The organism is Klebsiella pneumoniae subsp. pneumoniae HS11286 (genome assembly GCF_000240185.1).
Lineage (GTDB): Bacteria > Pseudomonadota > Gammaproteobacteria > Enterobacterales > Enterobacteriaceae > Klebsiella > Klebsiella pneumoniae.
Map to the genome: position 1 here is coordinate 231,402 of NC_016845.1, position 23,999 is coordinate 255,400.

Consider the following 23,999-nt stretch of genomic DNA (forward strand, 5'->3'; position numbering starts at 1 on the left):
CTGCTGCCGGGTTAACGCCCGGCAGCGGAATGTGCTAACTCCGACGGGAGCAAATCCGTGAAAGACTTATTAAAGTTTCTGAAAGCGCAAACTAAAACCGAAGAGTTTGATGCGATCAAAATTGCTCTGGCTTCGCCAGACATGATCCGTTCATGGTCTTTCGGTGAAGTTAAAAAGCCGGAAACCATTAACTACCGTACGTTCAAACCTGAGCGTGACGGCCTTTTCTGCGCCCGTATTTTTGGGCCGGTAAAAGATTATGAGTGCCTGTGCGGTAAGTACAAGCGCCTGAAACACCGCGGTGTGATCTGTGAGAAGTGCGGCGTTGAAGTGACCCAGACTAAAGTGCGTCGTGAGCGCATGGGCCACATCGAGCTGGCATGTCCGACTGCGCACATCTGGTTCCTGAAATCCCTGCCGTCCCGTATCGGTCTGCTGCTGGATATGCCGCTGCGTGATATCGAACGTGTACTGTACTTTGAATCCTATGTGGTTATCGAAGGTGGCATGACCAACCTCGAACGCAACCAGATTCTGACGGAAGAACAGTACCTGGACGCGCTGGAAGAGTTCGGTGACGAATTCGACGCGAAAATGGGCGCAGAAGCGATCCAGGCGCTGCTGCGCAATATGGATCTGGAGCAGGAATGCGAGCAGCTGCGTGAAGAGCTGAACGAAACCAACTCCGAAACCAAGCGTAAAAAGCTGACCAAGCGCATTAAGCTGCTGGAAGCTTTCGTTCAGTCTGGCAACAAGCCGGAGTGGATGATCCTGACCGTTCTGCCGGTACTGCCGCCAGATCTGCGTCCGCTGGTTCCGCTGGACGGTGGTCGTTTCGCGACGTCTGACCTCAACGATCTGTATCGTCGCGTGATCAACCGTAACAACCGTCTGAAACGTCTGCTGGATCTGGCTGCGCCGGATATCATCGTACGCAACGAAAAACGTATGCTGCAGGAAGCGGTTGACGCCCTGCTGGATAACGGTCGTCGCGGTCGTGCGATCACCGGTTCTAACAAACGTCCTCTGAAATCTTTGGCTGATATGATCAAAGGTAAACAGGGTCGTTTCCGTCAGAACCTGCTCGGTAAACGCGTTGACTACTCCGGTCGTTCTGTTATCACCGTAGGTCCATACCTGCGTCTGCATCAGTGCGGTCTGCCGAAGAAAATGGCGCTGGAGCTGTTCAAACCGTTCATCTACGGCAAGCTGGAACTGCGTGGCCTGGCCACCACCATCAAAGCCGCTAAGAAGATGGTTGAGCGCGAAGAAGCTGTCGTTTGGGATATCCTGGACGAAGTTATCCGCGAACACCCGGTCCTGCTGAACCGTGCGCCAACCCTGCACCGTCTGGGTATTCAGGCATTCGAACCGGTTCTGATCGAAGGTAAAGCCATCCAGCTGCACCCGCTGGTTTGTGCGGCATACAACGCCGACTTCGATGGTGACCAGATGGCTGTTCACGTACCGCTGACGCTGGAAGCCCAGCTGGAAGCGCGTGCGCTGATGATGTCTACCAACAACATCCTGTCCCCGGCGAACGGCGAACCAATCATCGTTCCGTCTCAGGACGTTGTACTGGGTCTGTACTACATGACCCGTGACAGTGTTAACGCCAAAGGCGAAGGCATGGTGCTGACTGGCCCGAAAGAAGCTGAGCGTATTTATCGCGCCGGCCTGGCCTCTCTGCATGCGCGCGTTAAAGTGCGTATCACTGAATACGAAAAAGACGACAATGGTGAGTTTGTCGCGAAAACCAGCCTGAAAGACACGACCGTTGGCCGTGCCATTCTGTGGATGATCGTACCGAAAGGTCTGCCGTTCTCTATCGTGAACCAGGCGCTTGGTAAGAAAGCGATCTCCAAGATGCTGAACACCTGTTACCGTATTCTGGGTCTGAAACCGACCGTTATTTTTGCGGACCAGACGATGTACACCGGCTTTGCTTACGCAGCGCGTTCAGGTGCATCCGTTGGTATCGATGACATGGTCATCCCGGAGAAAAAATACGAAATCATCAGCGAAGCGGAAGCGGAAGTTGCTGAGATTCAGGAACAGTTCCAGTCCGGTCTGGTGACCGCGGGCGAACGCTACAACAAAGTTATCGATATCTGGGCTGCGGCGAACGATCGTGTATCCAAAGCGATGATGGATAACCTGCAAACCGAAACCGTGATTAACCGTGACGGTCAGGAAGAGCAGCAGGTTTCCTTCAACAGCATCTACATGATGGCCGACTCCGGTGCGCGTGGTTCTGCGGCACAGATTCGTCAGCTGGCTGGTATGCGTGGTCTGATGGCGAAGCCGGATGGCTCCATCATCGAAACGCCGATCACCGCGAACTTCCGTGAAGGTCTGAACGTACTCCAGTACTTCATCTCCACCCACGGTGCTCGTAAAGGTCTGGCGGATACCGCACTGAAAACAGCGAACTCCGGTTACCTGACTCGTCGTCTGGTTGACGTTGCGCAGGACCTGGTCGTCACTGAAGACGACTGCGGCACCCTGGAAGGCATCACCATGACGCCGGTTATCGAAGGTGGCGACGTTAAAGAGCCGCTGCGCGATCGCGTACTGGGTCGTGTGACTGCGGAAGATGTTCTGAAGCCGGGTACCGCGGATATTCTGGTTCCACGCAACACGCTGCTGCATGAGCACTGGTGTGACCTGCTGGAAGCGAACTCCGTTGACTCCGTCAAAGTGCGTTCCGTTGTATCCTGTGACACCGACTTTGGCGTCTGCGCGCACTGCTATGGTCGTGACCTGGCGCGTGGCCACCTCATCAACAAAGGTGAGGCTATCGGCGTTATCGCGGCACAGTCCATCGGTGAGCCGGGTACACAGCTGACGATGCGTACGTTCCACATCGGTGGTGCGGCATCTCGTGCGGCTGCTGAATCCAGCATCCAGGTGAAAAACAAAGGTAGCATCAAGCTCAGCAACGCGAAGTCGGTTGTGAACTCCAGTGGTAAGCTGGTTATCACTTCCCGTAATACCGAGCTGAAGCTGATCGACGAATTCGGTCGTACCAAAGAGAGCTATAAAGTACCTTACGGTGCGGTTATGGCGAAAGGCGACGGTGAGCAGGTTGCCGGCGGTGAAACCGTCGCAAACTGGGATCCGCACACCATGCCGGTTATCACCGAAGTTAGCGGTTTCATCCGTTTCACTGACATGATCGACGGCCAGACCATTACTCGTCAGACTGACGAGCTGACCGGTCTGTCTTCGCTGGTGGTTCTGGACTCTGCAGAACGTACCGCAGGTGGTAAAGATCTGCGTCCAGCACTGAAAATCGTTGATGCTCAGGGCAACGACGTTCTGATCCCAGGCACTGATATGCCTGCTCAGTACTTCCTGCCGGGTAAAGCGATTGTTCAGCTGGAAGATGGCGTACAGATCAGCTCTGGTGACACCCTGGCGCGTATTCCGCAGGAATCCGGCGGTACCAAGGATATCACCGGTGGTCTGCCGCGCGTTGCGGACCTGTTCGAAGCACGTCGTCCGAAAGAGCCGGCTATCCTGGCTGAAATCAGCGGTATCATTTCCTTCGGTAAAGAAACCAAAGGGAAACGTCGCCTGGTTATCACCCCGGTAGACGGTAGCGAGCCGTACGAAGAGATGATCCCGAAATGGCGTCAGCTCAACGTGTTCGAAGGTGAACGTGTGGAACGTGGTGATGTGGTTTCCGACGGTCCGGAAGCACCGCACGACATTCTGCGTCTGCGTGGCGTACATGCTGTGACCCGTTACATTGTTAACGAAGTCCAGGACGTATACCGTCTGCAGGGCGTTAAGATTAACGATAAGCACATCGAAGTTATCGTTCGTCAGATGCTGCGTAAAGCCACCATCGAAAGCGCAGGCAGCTCCGACTTCCTCGAAGGCGAGCAGGTGGAATACTCCCGCGTCAAGATCGCGAACCGCGAACTGGAAGCGAACGGCAAAGTGGGCGCAACGTTCTCCCGCGATCTGCTGGGTATCACCAAAGCGTCTCTGGCCACCGAGTCCTTCATCTCCGCGGCATCGTTCCAGGAGACCACTCGCGTGCTGACCGAAGCAGCCGTTGCGGGCAAACGCGACGAACTGCGCGGTCTGAAAGAGAACGTCATCGTGGGTCGTCTGATCCCGGCCGGTACCGGTTATGCGTATCACCAGGATCGTATGCGCCGTCGCGCTGCTGGCGAGCTGCCGGCGGCACCGCAGGTGAGCGTGGAAGAAGCGTCTGCCAACCTGGCAGAGCTGCTGAACGCAGGTCTGGGCGGTTCTGACAACGATTAATCGTTGATGCACTGCTAAAAAGCCGGTCAGGTTTCCTGACCGGCTTTTTTTATTGTCTATTTTTCGCCGCTTTCCCGGCCATTAATTACATTTACGACATATTAAATCTTCATTTTCTTAGCAATTAATTCATGAAAAATATCTATTAGAAGCCTTTTTCTAAAACCTTTCTTTATGTATGGGTAAAACTTCTACTCATATCAAAAAATAATCAATTCAAAGGGTATATATTCAAAATACCTGATGAATCATGGGATTACTTCTGTTGCTGTATCTTCGGCGCGACGGCGCTGGAGAGGGATCGCCGCATCTCATGCTTCTCCCGGTCAGGCGCAGAAATAATCCCGAGAGGCAGGTAGGGATCATTTTTAGATCTGAGTGGACAGGCTTTGGGGGCTGCATGGAATTCGCGATACAACTCATTATTATATTAATTTGTCTGTTTTATGGTGCCCGAAAAGGAGGTATTGCGCTGGGGCTGCTGGGCGGCATCGGTTTGGTGATCCTCGTCTTTGTTTTTCATCTCCAGCCGGGCAAACCGCCGGTTGATGTGATGCTGGTGATCATTGCAGTGGTAGCCGCCTCGGCGACTCTGCAGGCGTCCGGCGGGTTAGACGTGATGCTGCAGATTGCCGAGAAGCTGCTGCGGCGTAACCCGAAATATGTTTCTATCGTGGCGCCTTTCGTCACCTGCACGCTGACCATCCTCTGCGGTACCGGCCACGTGGTGTATACCATCCTGCCGATTATCTACGATGTGGCGATTAAGAATAACATTCGTCCGGAGCGTCCGATGGCCGCCAGCTCCATTGGCGCTCAGATGGGGATCATCGCCAGCCCGGTCTCGGTGGCGGTGGTATCGCTGGTGGCGATGCTGGGAAATTTTACCTTTAACGGGAAACACCTGGAGTTTCTCGATCTGCTGGCGATAACCATTCCGTCCACGCTGCTGGGTATTTTAGCCATCGGTATCTTCAGCTGGTTCCGCGGCAAAGACCTGGATCAGGACGAAGCCTTCCAGGCGTTTATTGCGCTACCGGAGAACCGCCATTACGTCTATGGCGATACGGCGACGCTGCTGGACAAAAAGCTGCCGACCAGCAACTGGATAGCAATGTGGATTTTTCTGGCCTCTATCGCCGTGGTGGCGCTGCTTGGCGCTTTTTCTGAACTGCGCCCGGCCTTTGACGGTAAACCACTGTCGATGGTGCTGGTTATCCAGATGTTTATGCTGCTCTCCGGAGCGCTGATCATCATCATTACAAAAACTAACCCGGCATCGATTTCCAAAAATGAGGTCTTTCGTTCGGGAATGATCGCTATCGTCGCGGTGTACGGCATCGCGTGGATGGCGGAGACCATGTTTGGCGCGCACATGACCGAGATTAAAGGCGTGCTTGGTGAAATGGTAAAAGAGTATCCGTGGGCTTATGCCATCGTGCTGCTACTGGTTTCGAAATTTGTGAACTCCCAGGCGGCAGCGCTGGCGGCGATTGTGCCAGTAGCCTTGGCCATCGGCGTCGACCCGGCCTATATCGTGGCTTCTGCGCCGGCCTGCTATGGCTACTATATTCTGCCGACCTACCCAAGCGATCTGGCGGCGATCCAGTTTGATCGCTCAGGGACCACCCATATCGGCCGCTTTGTGATTAACCACAGCTTTATCCTGCCCGGGCTCATCGGCGTCGGCGTCTCCTGCGTGTTTGGCTGGGTATTCGCGGCGATGTACGGCTTTCTGTAAGAAGGACGGGCGCCGGCAGCGACGCCCGTTAAATCCGTGAGATTATTGCGCGAGGGGCAGACGACGATAGAGTTCAATCATGTCGGTCGCCAGATCCTGAATGACCATAGCGTTCATCAGATGGTCCTGGGAATGCACGGTGATCAGGTTGACCGGCAATTTACCGCTGCCTTCATCCATGCCGATAAGCTGGGTCTGAATTTTATGCGCATGTTTGACGAACTCATGGGATTCAGCCATGGCCTGCTCCGCGGCGACAAAATCGCCTTTGCGCGCCAGCTGTAGCGCCGTCAGCGCCGCGCTACGTGCGGAACCCGCGTTAACCAGCAGCTCCATGATGATCGTTTCTAAATCTTCCATCGATTACTCCAGCATCTTAAGGGCTTTATCCAGAACGGCATCACCTTTCATCATGCCGTAGTCCATCATATCGATCACGGCGACCTTCTTGCCGAACGGGTCGGCCAGCGCCTGCAGCTTCGCCTGCTCATATTTCACCTGCGGGCCGAGCAAAATAATGTCGGCGGCGGCCAGATTATCTTTAAACTCAGCGACCGGTACGGCCTTGATAGAGACCTCAACACCCTTCTTCTGCGCGGCATCTTGCATACGCTGAACCAGCATGCTGGTAGACATACCGGCGGCACAGCACAAAACGATATTCTTCATAGTCAGTGGCCCTTGTGTTCCGTGATGTCTTATCTTTATCGCGGCCCTGGCGATGCGACAACCGCTTTACCGTGATTGTGTGTAAGGCATCACACAATAATTGAAACCGGTTTCATTTTTTCCGGAAAAATAAAAAAGCCCACCGAAGTGGGCGGTGGCGGCGCTGAAGTCTTACGCGCGCAGGATACGGTTTTTACCCTGCTGTTTGGCTTTGTACAGCGCTTCATCGACGCTCACCACCAGCTTATCCAGTGGCTCCATATTCCATTCCCCGAGGCCGGCGCTGAAGGTGACCGTCAGGCCATCTTCGCGCCAGGTGCGTCGTTCGACGTTTACCCGCCATGTTTCCAGCAGCGTGCGGGCGTTATCGATATGTTCGGCAGGAAAGACCACCGCGAACTCTTCGCCGCCGTAGCGATAGAGGGATATCTCCAGCGGCTGGAGGACCTGTAGCCCTTCGCGAGCGACGTTACGCAGGACGATATCGCCATTGAGATGGCCCCAGGTGTCGTTGATCGATTTAAAGTTATCGATATCGACCAGCGCGAGGGCGAATGGCTGGTGATCGTTCATCAGGGCGGCAATATCGCTGTCGAAGGCGCGGCGGTTTTTGCAGCCGGTGAGAGCGTCGATGGTCGCCTGGCGGACGTAGGACAGTTCGCGCTGTTTATTGGTTTCAATCGCTTTACTCAGCATCGCCTCAAGGCGCGGGGCGCGTTTGACGTCACCGGTTTTAATCGCATTGATGATATTCATCAGCACGGTACGGGAAGCATGACGCAGATAAAGACCGAACAGGATAATAATGATCGCTGCGAGAGTGAAACCGCCGATCACTAAATTGGTCTCATGACGTGTCAGATTGACCAGGGTGGCGTTATCGACACGGAAAATCACAAACCAGTCGGGATTGGTAAAGGAGTAATAGTAATACCAGGTGTCGCTCCCGGGATCGTAAAGCTGCCCCTCTCCGCTGGTCATTTTATCCATCAGCTCGTCCCTGACGAAGGGTTTAAACAGCGCGCCCGGGTCGGAGTGCAGGACCACTTTGCCATCCCGTTGCACCACAAAAAATTCCCCCTGTACGGGCGCCACCATCTGGCGCAGCGCGAACCCCATGGAGGTGAGATCGAGATGAAAGGCCAGGCTGCCCTTGAGTTTCCCTTCCGGGGTAATGATGGGTTTGAAAATGGTAATCGTCGGATGGTGGGTGAAATAATCCATATACGGACTGGTGTAGTGGCTGAAGGTGCTGGCTTCCGCCTGTTTGATAAACCAGGGCCGCGTTTTGGGATCGAAAGCCCGGCTGTCTTCGTTTTCCAGCACCTCCGGGGCGCGCAGATAGTGGCCCTCGGTATCCGCCAGCGAGATGGATGAGACGCTTGGCATCATGTTCTGTAACTGCATCAGCGTGGTTAACCCTTTCTCCGGCTCCACATTGACTGCGCGATTCAGTTCGTCATTGCGGGCAAAGAAGGCGGCTGCGCGCCCGAGGATAAAATCATTTTCCCGCAGCAGGGTTTCCGTATAGTTGATCGCCAGGTTATGGGTAAAATTGCGGTTAATATCGTGATAATCTTCGAGAAAATCTTTCTGTTGCGCCAGAGTCACAAAAATAGCGATCAGCATAAAACTGAGCAAAATACCGGCAAACCCCACGACGATCGGCGTCGTAAAAGAGAGCTTTCTATTGTGTAGAGCCATGAATCGTTAATCGTCCCGGATGTATAAACCATGGGTCCGAACGCAGGTTGCGTCTGGGACGCCTGCCGATCGAATCAGTTCACTATTGCTCAATTATAACTCTGAGGCCTTCATGTATCGTGATTTATATTCGGCGATAATGTGCAGGCCTCTGCTCAGCGCGGAGAGGCAGGGCGAAAATGAGGAAGAAAAGGTTCGCCCTGGTCAGCGTCCGCTGCTGACCCGGGCAGAATAGAAAAACGGCGTCGGGCGGGCCAGCCTCCGTTTTTCATCTCTCGTGCAGGCGCGCAAAATTATCAGGCGTTTACACTGTACATCATGAGGTTTGCGAAGCGCGTCCCAGCCAGCTATCCCAGTCTTTCCATACCGGCTGCAGGCCGCGGGCGGCCAGCGCGCTGGCGACCTCTTCAGGGCGGCGATCGTCGTGCGGGGCAAATTGCTCGAGCTCCGGATGATCGTCGGCGTAGCCGCCGGGCTGGGTTTTAGAGAAGGCGCTGACGTTATTGATCGCCAGCGGGATCACCCGGTCGCGGAACCAGGGTGATTCGCGGGTGGATAGCGACAGCTCAACCTCTGGCGCCAGCAGGCGGAAGGCGCAGATAGTTTGCACTAGCTGGCGCTCATCCATCAGCGAAGCCGGTTCAATACCGCCGGCGCAGGGACGCAGGCGCGGGAAGGAGACCGAATAGCGGCTGCGCCAGTAGCGCTGCTGCAGCCACAGCAGGTGCTCAGCGACTATAAAGCAGTCCACTCGCCAGCTGTCGGAAAGGCCGATGAGCGCGCCAAGGCCGATCTTATCGATCCCCGCCGCGCCTAAGCGATCCGGCGTATCCAGCCGCCAGAAGAAATCCTGCTTTTTTCCTTTCAGATGGTGTTTGGCGTACATGCTTTCATGATAGGTCTCCTGATAGACCATCACCCCGTCGAGCCCCAGGGTTTTCAGCTCGGCATACTCTTCAGTCGCCAGCGGCTGCACCTCCATATGCAGCGAGGCAAACTGGCTGCGGATAGCCGGTAGGTGCTGACGGAAATAATCCATTCCCACCTTACCCTGATGTTCGCCGGTCACCAGCAGCAGATGCTCAAAGCCCAGGTTGCGGATTGCGGCGCACTCGCGGGCAATCTCGGCGGCATCCAGCGTCTTGCGCTTAATGCGGTTGCTCATCGAGAAGCCGCAGTAGGTGCAGTCGTTAGCGCACAGGTTGGAGAGATACAGCGGCACGTAGAAGCTGACGGTATTGCCGAAGCGCTGCCGGGTGAGGCGCTGCGCGCGCTGGGCCAGCGGTTCAAGGTAATTGGCCGCGGCAGGCGAGAGCAGGGCCATCATATCATCGCGGGTGAGCTGTTTGGCCGCCAGCGCCCGTTCGACGTCGGCGGCGGTTTTGCTGTTGATGCGCAGGCGGATATCGTCCCACTCCAGCTGCCGCCAGCGATCGCTAAAGGTTTTCATGCCAGCGCCTCCAGGAATCCGGTGAGCGGGCTGGTGGCCTGCGCCTGCGTACTGCGTGCCCCCGGTCCGGCCTGACGCGCCAGTAATCCGGCATCGATCGCCATACGGAAGGCGCGGGCCATGGCCACGGGGTCGTCGGCGACGGCAATGGCGGTATTGACCAGCACCGCGTCCGCGCCCATCTCCAGCGCCTGCGCCGCATGGCTCGGGACGCCGATCCCGGCGTCGACCACCACCGGGACCGTCGCCTGCTCGATAATAATCTCCAGCATGGCTTTGGTTTCCAGCCCCTGATTGGAGCCGATCGGCGCACCCAGCGGCATCACCGCCGCGCAGCCCACCTCTTCCAGTCGTTTACACAGCACCGGATCGGCGCCGCAGTAGGGCAGCACCACGAACCCTTCGCGGACCAGCAGCTCCGCCGCTTTCAGGGTTTCAATCGGGTCGGGCAGCAGCCAGCGGGCGTCCGGGTGGATCTCCAGCTTCAGCCAATGGGTACCCAGGGCTTCCCGCGCCAGGCGGGCGGCAAACACCGCCTCTTCCGCCGTCTTGGCGCCTGAGGTATTCGGCAGCAGGTTAACCCCCGCCGCCAGCAGCGGGGCGAGGATGGCGTCATTGCGCTGGCGTAAATCGACGCGCTTCATCGCCAGGGTTACCAGCTGGCTGCCCGAGGCGCGAATCGCCTCAACCATCACCTCCGGGGCGGCGAATTTGCCGGTACCGGTGAAAAGATGGGATTCAAACGTTTTGTCTGCAATACGTAACATGTCAGCCTCCAGCGATAACCTGAAAAAGCAGGACCCGATCGCCTTCCTGCAAGAGATGATCTTCCCACCGGTCGCGCGGCAGGATGTGTTGATTGAGCGCCAGCGCAACGCCCGGCTGCTGCTGTTCGAGCTGGGTCAGCAGGGCGCTGACGCTGAGATTGTCGGCGCACGCCAGCGGCTCGTCGTTAAACCAGATCTGCATGCCGCCCTCCGCACACCGGGCAGCTCCGGGAGCGCTGTAGCGCAAGGGCGCGCCAGTTGCTGGTGCGGGCGTCGAACAGCCGCAGGGTGTTGCGCGGCGTCGCCATGCCGCTGAGCAGCTTAATCGTCTCCAGCGCCTGCAGGGTGCCCATCATGCCGACCACCGGGCCGACGATCCCCGCGGTGCGGCAGTTGCGCTGCGGTTCATCGCTTTCCGGCCACAGGCAGCGATAGCAGCCCTGCCTCCAGGGCGGGGTGAGCACCATCAGCTGACCGCCGAAGCCCACGGCGCTGGCGGTTACTAACGGGGTATCGAGGGCCACACAGGCGGCATTGATCGCCTGGCGGGTGACCATATTATCGGTACAGTCCAGCACCACGTCCGCTTTCGCCACTTCGGCGCGTAGCGCCTCGCCGCTTAAGCGCTGCTGGAGCGCTACCAGTTTGATCTGCGGGTTTAGCTGGCTGAGCCGGGTCTGTGCCGCTGCGGCTTTTGGCCGATCGATATCCGCGCTGGTGAACAAGATCTGCCGTTGCAGGTTGCTGAGATGCACCGCGTCGTCATCGGCCAGGGTCAGCGTCCCGACGCCAGCCCCGGCCAGATAGAGCGCCGCCGGGGAGCCCAGCCCGCCAAGGCCGATAATCAGCACTCGACTGGCTAACAGCTTCTGCTGCCCTTCGATGGCAATATCCTCCAGCAGCAGCTGGCGGCTATAGCGCATAAAGTCGTGATCATTCATCGCCCGCTCCCGCCAGCGCCAGCAGTTGGTCGGTCGCTGCCCGCCAGTCCGCCGCCTGGGTGATGGCGCTGACCACCGCGATGCTGCCGACGCCGGTCGCCAGTACCCCCGGCGCCTTTTCCAGGCTAATTCCGCCGATCGCTACGGTGGGGTAATCCGCCAGGCGTTGAATATGTCTGGCAAGCTGCTCGAGGCCCTGCGGCGCGGAAGGCATCTGTTTGGTTTGCGTCGGGAAGACGTGACCTAGCGCGATGTAAGAGGGGCGCGCCGCAAGGGCGACATCAATTTCCATATCATCGTGAGTAGAGACGCCAAGACGCAGCCCGGCCTGGCGGATAGCGCTCAGATCGGTGGTTTCCAGATCTTCTTGTCCGAGATGCACGCCATAGGCCTGATGCTTAATCGCCAGCTGCCAGTAATCGTTAATGAACAGTCGGGCGTGATAGCGGCGACCAAGGGCGATGGCGGCGATCACGTCATCCTCCACTTCGCTGTCGCGCCGGTCTTTGATGCGTAACTGAAGGGTACGTACCCCAGCTTCGAGCAGGCGCTCAATCCACGCCACGCTGTCCACCACCGGGTAGAGTCCGAGACGAAACGGGACGGGTGGAAAATCAGGTTGATACATCAGGCTTCCTCCTGTTTCAGGTAGATTTCGCCGCCGCGGGCGCGGAAGTTATTCGACATATCGGCCATGCCGGCTTCTATACTTTGCTTCGCGGCGTAGTCGCGGACCTCCTGAGTGATTTTCATCGAACAGAATTTCGGCCCGCACATGGAGCAGAAGTGGGCGACTTTGCCGGACTCCTGCGGCAGGGTTTCATCGTGATAGGCCCGCGCGGTGAACGGGTCGAGCGCGAGGTTGAACTGGTCTTCCCAGCGGAATTCAAAACGCGCTTTTGACATCGCGTTGTCGCGGATCTGCGCCCCGGGATGGCCTTTCGCGAGGTCGGCGGCGTGGGCGGCGATTTTGTAGGTAATCAGCCCCTGTTTGACATCCTCTTTGTTGGGCAGGCCGAGATGCTCTTTCGGCGTGACATAGCACAGCATGGCGCAGCCGAACCAGCCGATCATTGCCGCGCCGATACCGGAGGTGAAATGGTCGTAGCCCGGCGCGATATCAGTGGTGAGCGGCCCCAGGGTGTAGAACGGCGCTTCGTGGCAGTGCTCCAGCTGTTCGGTTATATTGCGGCGGATCATCTGCATCGGCACGTGGCCAGGGCCTTCAATCATCACCTGCACGTCATATTCCCAGGCGATTTTCGTCAGTTCGCCGAGGGTGCGCAGCTCGGAAAACTGCGCCTCATCGTTGGCATCCTGAATGGAGCCGGGGCGCAGGCCATCGCCCAGCGACAGCGACACGTCATAGGCGGCGCAGATTTCGCAGATTTCGCGGAAATGCTGGTAGAGGAAGTTTTCCTGATGATGCGACAGGCACCACTTAGCCATGATTGAGCCGCCGCGCGAGACGATACCGGTCAGGCGCTTCGCCGTCATCGGGACGTAGCGCAACAGTACGCCGGCGTGAATCGTGAAGTAGTCGACGCCTTGCTCGGCCTGTTCCAGCAGGGTATCGCGGAAGACTTGCCAGGTGAGATTCTCGGCGATGCCGTTGACCTTCTCCAGCGCCTGGTAAATCGGCACGGTACCAATCGGCACCGGGCTGTTGCGCAGGATCCACTCGCGGGTTTCGTGGATATAGCGGCCGGTGGAGAGGTCCATCACCGTGTCGGCGCCCCAGCGGGTTGACCAGACCAGTTTCTCGACCTCTTCTTCGATGGAAGAGGTCACCGCCGAGTTGCCGATATTGGCATTCACTTTCACCAGGAAGTTGCGGCCGATAATCATCGGTTCAGACTCCGGGTGGTTGATGTTGGCGGGGATGATGGCGCGTCCGGCGGCCACTTCATCGCGAACGAACTCGGGGGTGATGTTTTCCGGTAGGTGGGCGCCGAAGCCTTCACCTGCGTGCTGCTGGCGCAGAACCTCGCTGCGGATACGTTCGCGACCCATGTTTTCGCGAATGGCGATGAACTCCATCTCCGGGGTGACTATCCCCTGGCGGGCGTAGTGCAGCTGGGTAACGCATTTGCCAGCGACGGCGCGTTTGGGCGTCAGCAGGCCGCTGAAGCGCAGCTCATCGAGACCGTCGTCGGCCAGCCGCGCTTTGGTATAGGCCGAGCTGCGTTCGCTGAGCGGCGCGCAGTCGTTACGCGCGTCGATCCACGGCTGGCGCAGCTTTGCCAGCCCCTGGCGGACATCAATGCTAATATCCGGGTCGCCATACGGCCCGGAGGTGTCATACACCGGGATCGGTTCGTTGGTTTCGTACCGGGGGTTATCTTTATCGCCGCCGACGAGAGTTGGGCTGAGCTGAATTTCACGCATCGGGACGCGGATATCCGCTTGTGAGCCGTGAACATAGATGCGGCGTGAATTAGGAAAAGCGGTACCCGCCAGCGTATCAATGAATCGCTGCGCGTGCTCGCGTTGTTCCCGACGGGTTAGTTTGGTAGTAGACATAGCGCATTCCAGTTAAAAAAGGACATGGCTTGTCAGACGACGGATGGAGTAACAGATGCGATCGGCCCTGACGGACTGACGCGAACAGCAGTTTACTCTTGTTCCCTTCGCAGGTATTAGCCTGATCAGGTTCCGCGGATCCCGAATTAACGGTCTCAGCCTTTTCCACGTTAGCCTGCGCATGGAAAATAGGCACTCCGACAAGATGAAATCCCTCCGCAGAGGGATAATGTACGTAAATTACGCGTTAACGGTTCACAACTCAAGCGGTCGGCGCAATATTATCGCGCACGTCATTGCTCAGGTTATGGGCGACAGCTAGGGCGATCAGTTTATCTTCCAGCGCGAAACGCGCCTCCAGCGACTCGCCGATATCCGACAGCGCCTGCTGAAATTCAAGATAGTTATCGTGATCGATGGCGTTTTCGAGGCAGGTATCGTAGTAGTCCATCATCTGCTGGGTATTGGCTTCCAGCTGCGGGTAAAGCCGGGTGGCGGCTAAAAGAGGGGTATCGCCTTCCATTTCGCCAATAATGCGTTCATAAATACTAAAATGACCGGATGAGAGGTAATCCACCAGACTTTGGCAAAAGTCATCCAGCGCCTTTTCGTTTAGCCGCATAAACGACTCTTTGCCCGGTTTCAGGCCAACCAGGTTGTAGTAAGCCACGAGCAGATGCTTACGCACTTGTAGCCAGCGATCGACCAGTTCATTACTACCGCCAACGCGCTCCGTCAGATTTTCCAGCTGGTTTAGCATGATTGACTCCGCTAGTTTTGATTTAAATCTGCTCACCAAAATGTAAATATAATGTTAACAACATGCCAGTGAAGCAAAGGTAGTGCAATAGATATGGATCGTATTATTGAAAAATTAGATCGCGGCTGGTGGGTTGTCAGTCACGAACAAAAATTATGGTTGCCTGGTGGAGAATTACCACATGGCGAAGCGGTTAATTTCGATCTTGTCGGCCAGCATGCGCTGCATATTGGCGAGTGGCAGGGCGAGTCCGTGTGGATGGTGCGCCAGGATCGTCGCCATGACATGGGATCGTTGCGCCAGGTGCTGGATCAGGATCCGGGACTCTTCCAGCTGGCTGGGCGGGGGATCCAGCTCGCCGAATTTTATCGCTCGCATAAATTTTGCGGTTACTGCGGCCACCCGATGCATGCCAGCAAAAGCGAATGGGCGATGCTGTGCAGCCACTGCCGCGAACGTTACTACCCGCAAATTGCCCCCTGCATTATCGTGGCAATCCGTCGCGACGATGCGATCCTGCTGGCGCAACATACGCGCCATCGCAACGGCGTGCACACCGTGCTGGCCGGCTTTGTCGAGGTCGGCGAAACCCTTGAGCAGGCGGTGGCTCGCGAGGTGATGGAGGAGAGCGGTATTCGGGTAAAAAATCTGCGTTACGTGACCTCTCAGCCATGGCCGTTCCCGCAGTCGCTGATGACCGCCTTTATGGCGGATTACGCAGATGGCGAGATCGTGGTCGACAAAAAAGAGTTACTGACCGCGGACTGGTATCGCTATGACGACCTGCCGCTTCTGCCGCCGCCGGGGACAGTGGCGCGGCGGCTAATCGAAGATACCGTCGCGATGTGTCGGGCAGAGTTCGAGTGACATGTTACACTGGGCGTATCAACGCTAAAGGAATGTAAAAATGACCGAACTGAAGAACGATCGTTACCTGCGCGCGCTGCTGCGTCAGCCGGTTGATGTCACCCCGGTGTGGATGATGCGCCAGGCGGGCCGCTATTTACCGGAGTACAAAGCCACCCGTGCGCAAGCGGGCGACTTTATGTCGCTGTGTAAAAATGCCGAGCTGGCCTGCGAAGTGACGCTCCAGCCGCTGCGCCGTTACCCGCTGGACGCGGCGATCCTCTTTTCGGACATCCTGACCATCCCGGACGCCATGGGGCTGGGGCTGTACTTTGAAGCTGGCGAAGGTCCGCGCTTCACCTCGCCGGTAAAAAGTAAAGCCGACGTCGACAAGCTGCCGATCCCGGATCCGGAGCAGGAGCTGGGCTATGTAATGAACGCCGTGCGCACCATTCGCCGCGAACTGAAAGGCGAAGTGCCGCTGATCGGTTTTTCCGGTAGTCCATGGACGCTGGCTACGTACATGGTGGAGGGCGGCAGCAGCAAGGCCTTCACCGTGATTAAAAAGATGATGTACGCCGAGCCGCAGGCGCTGCATGCGCTGCTGGATAAGCTGGCGAAGAGCGTTACCCTGTATCTCAACGCGCAGATCAAAGCCGGCGCGCAGTCGGTGATGATTTTTGACACCTGGGGCGGGGTGCTGACCGGCCGCGACTATCAGCAGTTCTCCCTTTACTACATGCATAAGATCGTCGATGGCCTGCTGCGGGAAAACGAAGGCCGCCGCGTGCCGGTGACCCTGTTCACCAAAGGCGGTGGTCAGTGGCTGGAAGCGATGGCGGAGACCGGCTGCGATGCGTTGGGTCTCGACTGGACCACCGATATTGCTGATGCCCGCCGTCGCGTGGGTAACAAAGTAGCGCTGCAGGGCAATATGGATCCGTCGATGCTCTATGCGTCCGCCCCGCGTATTGAAGAAGAAGTGGCGACCATTCTTGCCGGCTTTGGCCAGGGGGAAGGCCACGTCTTTAACCTTGGACACGGTATTCATCAGGACGTTGACCCCGAGCATGCGGGCGTCTTTGTTGAGGCTGTGCACCGTCTGTCCGCACCCTATCACCAGTAGGAGATAAGCCCTATGGATTTAGCCGCACTACGTACCCAACAGCAACAGTTAGCCGCGTCGGTAGAGCGTGCGGATCGACTGGATCGCGACCCGCCGGCGTTGATCGGCGGCGCGGACGTCGGGTTTGAGCAGGAAGGGGAGATCACCCGGGCTGCGATGGTGCTGCTGACCTGGCCTGAGCTTGAGCTGGTGGAGTATCAGGTGGCGCGGGTCGCCACCTCTATGCCCTATATTCCCGGCTTTCTCTCGTTTCGCGAAACGCCTGCGCTGCTGGCGGCGTGGGAGCAGCTTTCGCAAAAACCGGACCTGCTCTTCGTTGACGGACACGGCATTTCTCATCCCCGGAGATTGGGCGTCGCCAGCCATTTTGGCCTGATGATTGATGTGCCGACTATCGGAGTGGCGAAAAAACGCCTGTGCGGCAAAATCGGCGACCTGGGTGATGAGCCTGGCGCGCTGGCCCCGCTGATGGATAAAAATGAGCAACTGGCCTGGGTCTGGCGCAGCAAAGTGCGCTGCAACCCGCTGTTTATTAGCACCGGCCACCGGGTAGGCATGGACAGCGCTTTAATGTGGGTTGAGCGTTGCATGCGAGGCTACCGTCTGCCCGAGCCGACGCGCTGGGCCGATGCGGTGGCGTCCCGTCGTCCGTCGTTTGTGCGTTGGCAAGCAAATCACAGCTGATTCAGGTACACTGCGCCTAATTTCTGACTTCGAGAATTCATCATGTTACAAAACCCGATTCACCTGCGCCTGGAGAAGCTGGAAAGCTGGCAGCATGTCACTTTTATGGCCTGCCTGTGCGAACGTATGTATCCCAACTACGCGATGTTCTGCAAGCAAACCGAGTTTGGCGACGGCCTGCTTTATCGTCGTATCCTGGACCTGATCTGGGAAACGCTGACGGTTAAAGATGCGAAGGTGAATTTCGACAGCCAGCTGGAGAAGCTGGAAGAGGCGATCCCGGCGGCAGATGATTTCGACATGTACGGTGTCTATCCGGCCATAGACGCTTGCGTGGCGTTGAGTGAACTGATTCATTCTCGTCTGAGCGGCGAAACGCTCGAGCACGCGATCGAGGTGAGCAAGACCTCCATCACCACCGTGGCGATGCTGGAAATGACCCAGGAAGGTCGCGAAATGACCGACGAAGAGTTGAAAGCGAATCCGGCGGTAGAGCAGGAATGGGATATTCAGTGGGAAATTTTCCGCCTGCTGGCCGACTGTGAAGAGCGTGATCTTGAGCTGATAAAAGGCCTGCGCGCGGACCTGCGCGAGGCTGGCGAGAGCAATATTGGTATAAATTTTCAGCAGTGAGACCAGAAAACGTGATTTACCGCCTGAATTGTAGCGTCTGAAGGCTTCCATTCCGCCCCCCGTCTGGTCTACATTTGGAGGGCGAAAAAAAGTGGCTATCGGTGCGTGTATGCAGGAGGGTGCTTTTTTGGCATTTCCGTCGCACTCGATGCTTAGCAAGCGATAAACACATTGTAAGGATAACTTATGAACAAGACTCAACTGATTGATGTAATTGCGGACAAAGCTGACCTGTCCAAAGCACAGGCTAAAGCTGCCCTGGAATCTACCCTGGCTGCAATTACTGAGTCTCTGAAAGAAGGTGATGCTGTTCAACTGGTTGGTTTCGGTACCTTCAAAGTGAACCACCGCGCTGAGCGTACTGGCCGCAACCCGCAGACCGGTAAAGAGATCAAAATCGCTGCAGCTAACGTGCCGGCATTTGTTTCTGGCAAAGCACTGAAAGACGCAGTTAAGTAAGACCGCGTGGCAGTGAACAGTTTTATCGAAGGGGCTATTAAGCCCCTTTTGTCTGTCTGGCGCCGGCCTCTGGCGCTGGCGGGCATCCTGTTGCTGACTGCCTGCAGCCACGACACGTCGCTACCGCCGTTTACCGCCAGCGGATATGCGGACAATCAGGGAGCGATGCGCATCTGGCGTAAAGATTCTGGCGATGAAGTCCATCTTCTCGCCGCCTTCAGCCCGTGGCGTCACGGGGACACCTCGACCAGCGAATATCGCTGGCAGGGCGATCAACTGGCGCTTATCGAACTCAATGTCTATGGCAAACCGCCGGAACATATTCGCGCCCGTTTCGACGCGCAGGGCGATCTGAGCTTTATGCAACGGGAAGTGGACGGGCAGAAGCAGCAGCTCTCCAGCGACCAGGTCGCGCTATATCGTTATCGCGCCGAACAGATCCGCCAGACCAGCGACGCCCTCCGCCAGGGGCGGGTCGTCCTGCGGCAGGGGCGCTGGAACGCTGCCGCGCATACCGTGCTGACCTGCGAAGGGCAGACGGTTACGCCCGACCTCGATAGCCGGGCCCTGGCGCACATTGAACGCCGCCAGAGCCACGCTTCCGCCGCTGTGAGCATTGCCTGGCTGGAGGCGCCGGAAGGCTCTCAACTGCTGCTGGTCGCCAATGAAAACTTCTGCACCTGGCAGCCGACGGAAAAAAGCTTCTAACCTTTACCAGTGGTTCATGCCCATATGACCGCCGGCGCTACCGCGACAGCCGCCATATCCCATTCCTGCGCCGCGGGGAACGCCTGCCTCAGCCAGGGCGATATCAAACTTCACCCGCTGCTGATCCAGCTTCTGGCGTAAGCCTTCCATCTCCTGAGCGACAGCTTCAATCTTCCCGCTGTCCGGCTTTTGCGCCGTGAGCAGCGCATTGTACTCATAGCGTTTGGACTGCAGCTGCTGGCGCAGGGCGCTGGTTTGCGCATAGTAATCGTTATGCAGCTTTTGCACGGTAGCCTGCTGCTCCTGGGTCAGCTGACTGTAGCCCTGGTTGCCCATCCCGTTATTGTTGCCCCAGTGGTGGTTGGCCCAGGCCGCGTTGCTGGCGAAGGTCAGCGCGGCAAAGGTAACGAGGGCGAGAGGTAAGGTACGGTTCCGTTTCATGGCATTTTCTCCTGTGTGGTTTCCCTCGGTATTGCATCTTCCATGCCAGTCTGAAAAAGCCCGTCTGTGTCGGCCTGCCGAAGCCTTTGCCGAGGAGAGCGAGTAAAAATGACCCGTTCCGCCAGGGTCAGGCGAGTCATTTTTACTCGCTTAAGCGCAGGCGATATGTTTGAGAGCAGGATTGGCCGCGCGGAAACATGGCATGATTTCTGCTGAAGGAGCCTGCAGATAGTGAAAAAGAGATGACAAGGACTCGCCGATGAAGATCAAATCTCTCTCCCGGGACGCCGCCGCTGGCGCGCTGAGCTGGCTGCTGACCGGCACGGTTGTGCTGCTGGTCATGCTGTTCTCCGCGATGATCGTCCGCGACTACGGTCGCGAGACGACCGCTGCCCGACAAACCATTGAAGAGAAAGGGAGCGTGCTGATCCGCGCGCTGGAGTCCGGCACGCGCGTCGGGATGGGGATGCGTATGCATCATGCGCAGCTGCAGGCCCTGCTGGAAGAGATGGCCTGGCAACCGGGCGTCCTGTGGTTCGCGGTGACCGATGAAAACGGTAAAATTATCGCCCATAGCGATCCGCAGCAGGTGGGTAAAACGCTGTATAGCCCGGCGCAGATGCGTGCGTTAGCGGTTGGCGAACAGGCCCGCTGGCGCCGGCTTAGCGAACCGCAGCCGGCGCTGGAGATCTATCGCCATTTTCGCCCGCTTAATCCGGCCCGCGGCCACCATATGGGAATGATGAACCGCGGCAATAGCGCCCTGGCTCAGGCCACCGTCCCGCAGGTAATTTTTATCGCCTTTGATAGCCGCGAGCTGGATGCCGCGCAGGCCCGCGGGCAGCGGAATATGGCCATCATGCTGGGTGCCGCCGCGCTGGTGATAGCGGCGACGATCCTCGCTCAGTTCTGGTTCCGCCGCTATCGTCGCTCGCGGAAACAGCTGCTGGAGGCGATGGCCCGCAAGGAAAAGCTGGTGGCGCTTGGCCATCTGGCGGCGGGGGTCGCGCACGAGATCCGCAACCCGCTCTCGTCGATTAAAGGGCTGGCGAAATATTTTGCCGAGCGCACGTCGCCTGGCGGCGAGTCGCATCAGTTAGCCCAGGTGATGGCCAAAGAGGCTGATCGCCTGAACCGGGTGGTCAGCGAGCTGCTGGAGCTGGTCCGGCCCGCCCATCTAAACTACCAGACAGTCGATATCAACGCGCTTATCCGCCACTCATTGCAGTTGGTAAGCCAGGATGCGCAGAGCCGCGGGATCGCGCTGCAATTTACTCCGCGACCTGAGTTAACCACGATCAGCGCCGACCCCGATCGCCTGAATCAGGTGCTGTTGAATCTGTACCTGAATGCAATGCAGGCGATTGGCCGTGACGGCGTCATTCGCGTAACAGCAAGCGAAGCCGATCGTCAGCGGGTGAAAATCGTCGTCACGGATAGCGGTAAGGGGATGAGCGATGAAGAGTTACAGGCTATCTTCACGCCGTATTTCACCACCAAGGCGGACGGCACCGGGCTGGGGCTGGCCGTAGTGCAGAATATTATCGAACAACATGGCGGGACGATCCGCGCCGAAAGTCAGCCGGGAGCTGGAGCGATATTTACGCTTTGGTTACCGGTGGATGCTCAACGGAGGGAAGATGAGCAGCGATAAAGTACAGATTCTGGTCGTTGATGATGACATCAGCCACTGCACGATCCTGCAGGCGCTGCTGCGCGGCTGGGGCTATCAGGTGGGGTTGGCTCACAACGGCCTGCAGGCGCTGGAGCAGATCCATCAGCAGGTCTTCGACCTGGTGCTGTGCGATATCCGTATGGCGGAGATGGACGGTATCGCAACGTTAAAAGAGATTAAGGCCTATAACCCGGCGATACCGGTGCTGATCATGACGGCGTTTTCCAGCGTCGGTACGGCGGTAGAAGCTATTAAGTCCGGGGCGCTGGATTATCTGGTTAAACCGCTGGATTTTGACACCCTGCAGCAGACGCTGGTTCAGGCATTGGCGCACACCCGGCAGAGCGAGAGCGACCCCAGCGTTGCGACGGATTCACGGTGGGGCATGATTGGCGACAGCCCGGCGATGCAGGCGCTTCTTAACGATATTACGCTGGTGGCCCCTTCGGACGCGACGGTGCTGATTTATGGGGAGTCGGGAACCGGTAAGGAGCTGGTGGCGCACGCCATCCACGCCTGCAGCGAGCGTCGTGACAAGCCGTTGGTCACGCTCAACTGCGCGGCGCTGAATGAGTCACTGCTGGAGTCGGAACTCTTCGGCCATGAAAAAGGGGCGTTTACCGGGGCGGATCGGCGGCGGGAAGGACGCTTTGTCGAAGCGGATGGCGGCACGCTGTTTCTTGATGAGATAGGCGATATCTCGCCAGTGATGCAGGTCCGCTTGCTGCGGGCAATTCAGGAGCGGGAGGTGCAGCGGGTCGGCAGCAACCAGACGCTTGCCGTTGATGTGCGGCTTATCGCCGCCACCCATCGTAATCTGGCGGAGGAGGTGAGCGCCGGGCGTTTTCGCCAGGATCTCTATTACCGCCTGAATGTCGTAACTATTGATATGCCGCCGCTGCGCCGGCGACGGGAAGATATTCCGCAGCTGGCGCAGCATTTTCTCAAACGCTATACCGAACGCAATCGTAAGACGGTAAAAGGGTTCACGCCACAGGCGATGGACCTGCTGATCCACTACCCCTGGCCGGGCAATATTCGCGAGCTGGAAAACGCGGTGGAGCGGGCGGTGGTGCTACTGACCGGAAACTATATCTCTGAGCGAGAACTGCCCCTGGCGATCGCCGGTACGCCGCTGCCATCAGGCGGGAGCGAGGAGGGAGGAATTCAGCCGTTAGTGGAAGTGGAGAAAGAGGTGATTCTGGCGGCGCTGGAAAAAACGGGCGGCAACAAAACTGAAGCCGCCCGTCAGTTAGGCATTACGCGCAAAACGCTGCTGGCGAAACTTAGCCGTTAGCCTTTTCACGTTCGATGGCGCGCCAGCCGATATCGCTACGGCTAAAGCTACCGTCCCAGCGAATGTCGGTCAGCAGCTGATAGGCGCGCTGCTGCGCCTGCGCTACGGAGTCACCCAGCGCGGTGACGCACAGCACGCGCCCGCCGTTGGTGACCACGCGCTGGTCGTCAGACAGTTTGGTGCCGGCGTGGAAGACCTTACCGTCTGCGACTTCCTGCTGCGGCAGGCCGTAGATCTCATCGCCCGTATTGTAGCTGCCCGGATAGCCGCCGGCGGCAACCACCACGCCCAGCGACGCGCGGTCATCCCACTCGGAGGTTTTCTCGTCCAGCTTGCCCGCGCAGGCGGCGAGGCACAGCTCGACCAGGTCGGACTTCATGCGCAGCATGATCGGTTGGGTTTCCGGGTCGCCAAAGCGGCAGTTGAACTCAATCACCTTCGGGTTGCCCTGCTTGTCGATCATCAGACCGGCGTAGAGGAAACCGGTATAGGTGTTGCCTTCAGCGGCCATGCCTTTCACGGTTGGCCAGATAATCCGCTCCATGGTGCGCTGGTGGACTTCGTCAGTAACCACCGGTGCCGGGGAGTACGCCCCCATCCCGCCGGTGTTCGGGCCGGTATCGCCGTTGCCGACGCGCTTGTGATCCTGGCTGGTGGCCATCGGCAGGACGTGCTCGCCGTCGACCATCACAATAAAGCTAGCCTCTTCGCCATCGAGGAACTCTTCAATCACGATGCGGTGGCCTGCGTCGCCAAAGGCGTTGCCGGCCAACATATCTTTGACCGCCGCTTCGGCTTCCTCGAGGGTCATCGCCACGATAACGCCTTTACCCGCCGCCAGACCGTCGGCTTTGATGACGATCGGCGCGCCTTTCTCGCGCAGATAAGCCAGCGCAGGCTCCACTTCGGTGAAGTTCTGGTATTCCGCCGTCGGAATATGATGACGGGCGAGAAAATCTTTGGTGAAGGCTTTTGAGCCTTCCAGCTGCGCGGCGCCTTCGGTTGGCCCGAAGATGTTCAGCCCGGCGGCACGGAACGCGTCGACCACGCCAATGACCAACGGCGCTTCCGGGCCAACGATGGTCAGATCGATGTTCTCATCCTGCGCGAAGCGAAGCAGCGCCGGAATATCGGTGACGCCGATGGCGACGTTTTGCAGCGACGGCTCCAGAGCGGTACCGGCGTTGCCCGGCGCGACATAGACGGTATCAACCAGCGGCGACTGAGCCGCTTTCCAGGCCAGCGCGTGCTCGCGCCCGCCGTTGCCGATTACTAATACTTTCATCTGCTGCTC

General features: G+C 57.8%; 24 protein-coding genes. 11 read left to right on the forward strand and 13 right to left on the reverse strand.

The window, feature by feature from the left end; genetic code table 11:
* The first annotated feature begins 57 nt into the window (after positions 1 to 57).
* Together KPHS_02020 and KPHS_02030 are read left to right on the forward strand one after the other, a co-directional pair.
* Complete coding sequence (locus KPHS_02020; RefSeq protein ID YP_005224502.1) at positions 58 to 4,281, forward strand: DNA-directed RNA polymerase subunit beta'; 4,224 nt, start codon at positions 58 to 60, stop codon at positions 4,279 to 4,281.
* Between the two features lie 400 nt (positions 4,282 to 4,681).
* Positions 4,682 to 6,022, forward strand: a complete 1,341-nt coding sequence (locus tag KPHS_02030; RefSeq protein YP_005224503.1) for an anaerobic C4-dicarboxylate transporter — start codon at positions 4,682 to 4,684, stop codon at positions 6,020 to 6,022.
* A gap of 42 nt (positions 6,023 to 6,064) precedes the next feature.
* On the opposite strand, the gene KPHS_02040 is transcribed toward KPHS_02030, so the two are convergent.
* The 3 genes from KPHS_02040 to KPHS_02060 form a co-directional block, all read right to left on the reverse strand.
* Complete coding sequence (locus KPHS_02040; protein YP_005224504.1) at positions 6,065 to 6,382, reverse strand: putative PEP-dependent phosphotransferase enzyme III; 318 nt, start codon at positions 6,380 to 6,382, stop codon at positions 6,065 to 6,067.
* Between the two features lie 3 nt (positions 6,383 to 6,385).
* Positions 6,386 to 6,646 (reverse strand): PTS system lactose/cellobiose specific transporter subunit IIB, encoded by a 261-nt coding sequence (locus tag KPHS_02050; protein ID YP_005224505.1) that lies wholly within the window; start codon positions 6,644 to 6,646, stop codon positions 6,386 to 6,388.
* Positions 6,647 to 6,862: 216 nt separating this feature from the next.
* Positions 6,863 to 8,395 carry a sensor domain-containing diguanylate cyclase gene (locus tag KPHS_02060; RefSeq protein ID YP_005224506.1) on the reverse strand — a complete coding sequence of 511 codons (1,533 nt, stop codon included), beginning with the start codon at positions 8,393 to 8,395 and terminating at the stop codon, positions 6,863 to 6,865.
* A gap of 112 nt (positions 8,396 to 8,507) precedes the next feature.
* On the opposite strand from KPHS_02060, the gene KPHS_02070 reads away from it, so the two are divergent.
* Positions 8,508 to 8,630, forward strand: coding sequence for a hypothetical protein (locus KPHS_02070; RefSeq protein YP_005224507.1), 123 nt, complete (start codon positions 8,508 to 8,510; stop codon positions 8,628 to 8,630).
* An 81-nt stretch (positions 8,631 to 8,711) separates the two neighbouring features.
* On the opposite strand, the gene KPHS_02080 is transcribed toward KPHS_02070, so the two are convergent.
* The 7 genes from KPHS_02080 to KPHS_02140 all read right to left on the reverse strand — a co-directional run bounded on the left by KPHS_02080 (position 8,712) and on the right by KPHS_02140 (position 14,836).
* Entirely contained in the window at positions 8,712 to 9,845 is a 1,134-nt protein-coding gene (locus KPHS_02080; RefSeq protein ID YP_005224508.1) for a thiazole biosynthesis protein ThiH, read from the reverse strand.
* Complete coding sequence (locus KPHS_02090) at positions 9,842 to 10,612, reverse strand: thiamin biosynthesis ThiGH complex subunit for thiazole moiety (RefSeq protein YP_005224509.1); 771 nt, start codon at positions 10,610 to 10,612, stop codon at positions 9,842 to 9,844. Before KPHS_02090 ends, KPHS_02080 begins: the two co-directional genes overlap by 4 nt.
* Before the next feature lies 1 nt (position 10,613).
* Positions 10,614 to 10,814: a sulfur carrier protein ThiS gene (locus KPHS_02100; RefSeq protein ID YP_005224510.1), complete on the reverse strand. Its 201-nt coding sequence runs from the start codon at positions 10,812 to 10,814 to the stop codon at positions 10,614 to 10,616.
* Positions 10,798 to 11,553 (reverse strand): thiamine biosynthesis protein ThiF, encoded by a 756-nt coding sequence (locus KPHS_02110; RefSeq protein YP_005224511.1) that lies wholly within the window; start codon positions 11,551 to 11,553, stop codon positions 10,798 to 10,800. The genes KPHS_02100 and KPHS_02110 overlap by 17 nt, the downstream gene beginning before the upstream one ends.
* Positions 11,546 to 12,181, reverse strand: a complete 636-nt coding sequence (locus KPHS_02120; protein YP_005224512.1) for a thiamine-phosphate pyrophosphorylase — start codon at positions 12,179 to 12,181, stop codon at positions 11,546 to 11,548. Before KPHS_02120 ends, KPHS_02110 begins: the two co-directional genes overlap by 8 nt.
* A complete protein-coding gene (locus KPHS_02130; protein YP_005224513.1) occupies positions 12,181 to 14,076 on the reverse strand; it encodes a thiamin biosynthesis protein for pyrimidine moiety in 1,896 nt (631 codons plus the stop codon). Before KPHS_02130 ends, KPHS_02120 begins: the two co-directional genes overlap by 1 nt.
* A 262-nt stretch (positions 14,077 to 14,338) precedes the next feature.
* The gene (locus KPHS_02140; protein ID YP_005224514.1) at positions 14,339 to 14,836 is read right to left on the reverse strand and encodes an anti-RNA polymerase sigma 70 factor; all 498 of its coding nucleotides are present in this window, start codon (positions 14,834 to 14,836) and stop codon (positions 14,339 to 14,341) included.
* Positions 14,837 to 14,929: 93 nt separating this feature from the next.
* Here KPHS_02140 and KPHS_02150 point away from each other — a divergent pair, with 93 nt between their 5' ends.
* The 6 genes from KPHS_02150 to KPHS_02200 all read left to right on the forward strand — a co-directional run bounded on the left by KPHS_02150 (position 14,930) and on the right by KPHS_02200 (position 19,292).
* The gene (locus KPHS_02150) at positions 14,930 to 15,703 is read left to right on the forward strand and encodes an NADH pyrophosphatase (protein ID YP_005224515.1); all 774 of its coding nucleotides are present in this window, start codon (positions 14,930 to 14,932) and stop codon (positions 15,701 to 15,703) included.
* Positions 15,704 to 15,743: 40 nt separating this feature from the next.
* Entirely contained in the window at positions 15,744 to 16,808 is a 1,065-nt protein-coding gene (locus KPHS_02160; RefSeq protein ID YP_005224516.1) for a uroporphyrinogen decarboxylase, read from the forward strand.
* Between the two features lie 12 nt (positions 16,809 to 16,820).
* Complete coding sequence (locus tag KPHS_02170; RefSeq protein ID YP_005224517.1) at positions 16,821 to 17,492, forward strand: endonuclease V; 672 nt, start codon at positions 16,821 to 16,823, stop codon at positions 17,490 to 17,492.
* 42 nt (positions 17,493 to 17,534) lie between these two features.
* Positions 17,535 to 18,125, forward strand: a complete 591-nt coding sequence (locus tag KPHS_02180) for a YjaG family protein (protein ID YP_005224518.1) — start codon at positions 17,535 to 17,537, stop codon at positions 18,123 to 18,125.
* Between the two features lie 186 nt (positions 18,126 to 18,311).
* Positions 18,312 to 18,584 (forward strand): transcriptional regulator HU subunit alpha, encoded by a 273-nt coding sequence (locus KPHS_02190; RefSeq protein ID YP_005224519.1) that lies wholly within the window; start codon positions 18,312 to 18,314, stop codon positions 18,582 to 18,584.
* A gap of 12 nt (positions 18,585 to 18,596) precedes the next feature.
* Positions 18,597 to 19,292: a DUF1481 domain-containing protein gene (locus KPHS_02200; RefSeq protein YP_005224520.1), complete on the forward strand. Its 696-nt coding sequence runs from the start codon at positions 18,597 to 18,599 to the stop codon at positions 19,290 to 19,292.
* A gap of 3 nt (positions 19,293 to 19,295) precedes the next feature.
* Here the strand turns inward: KPHS_02200 and KPHS_02210 are convergent, their stop codons facing one another.
* Both KPHS_02210 and KPHS_02220 read right to left on the reverse strand, forming a co-directional pair.
* Entirely contained in the window at positions 19,296 to 19,733 is a 438-nt protein-coding gene (locus tag KPHS_02210; RefSeq protein ID YP_005224521.1) for a zinc resistance protein, read from the reverse strand.
* Positions 19,734 to 19,883: 150 nt separating this feature from the next.
* Positions 19,884 to 20,003, reverse strand: coding sequence for a hypothetical protein (locus KPHS_02220; protein YP_005224522.1), 120 nt, complete (start codon positions 20,001 to 20,003; stop codon positions 19,884 to 19,886).
* Between KPHS_02220 and KPHS_02230 the strand changes: the two genes are divergently transcribed.
* Both KPHS_02230 and KPHS_02240 read left to right on the forward strand, forming a co-directional pair.
* Complete coding sequence (locus tag KPHS_02230) at positions 19,993 to 21,387, forward strand: sensor kinase of Zn/Pb responsive two-component regulatory system (protein YP_005224523.1); 1,395 nt, start codon at positions 19,993 to 19,995, stop codon at positions 21,385 to 21,387. The two genes, KPHS_02220 and KPHS_02230, sit on opposite strands and share 11 nt — an antisense overlap.
* Positions 21,374 to 22,705, forward strand: a complete 1,332-nt coding sequence (locus tag KPHS_02240; RefSeq protein ID YP_005224524.1) for a DNA-binding response regulator in two-component regulatory system with ZraS — start codon at positions 21,374 to 21,376, stop codon at positions 22,703 to 22,705. Before KPHS_02230 ends, KPHS_02240 begins: the two co-directional genes overlap by 14 nt.
* Here the strand turns inward: KPHS_02240 and KPHS_02250 are convergent.
* Complete coding sequence (locus KPHS_02250; RefSeq protein YP_005224525.1) at positions 22,695 to 23,990, reverse strand: phosphoribosylamine--glycine ligase; 1,296 nt, start codon at positions 23,988 to 23,990, stop codon at positions 22,695 to 22,697. The two genes, KPHS_02240 and KPHS_02250, sit on opposite strands and share 11 nt — an antisense overlap.
* Positions 23,991 to 23,999 lie beyond the last annotated feature (9 nt).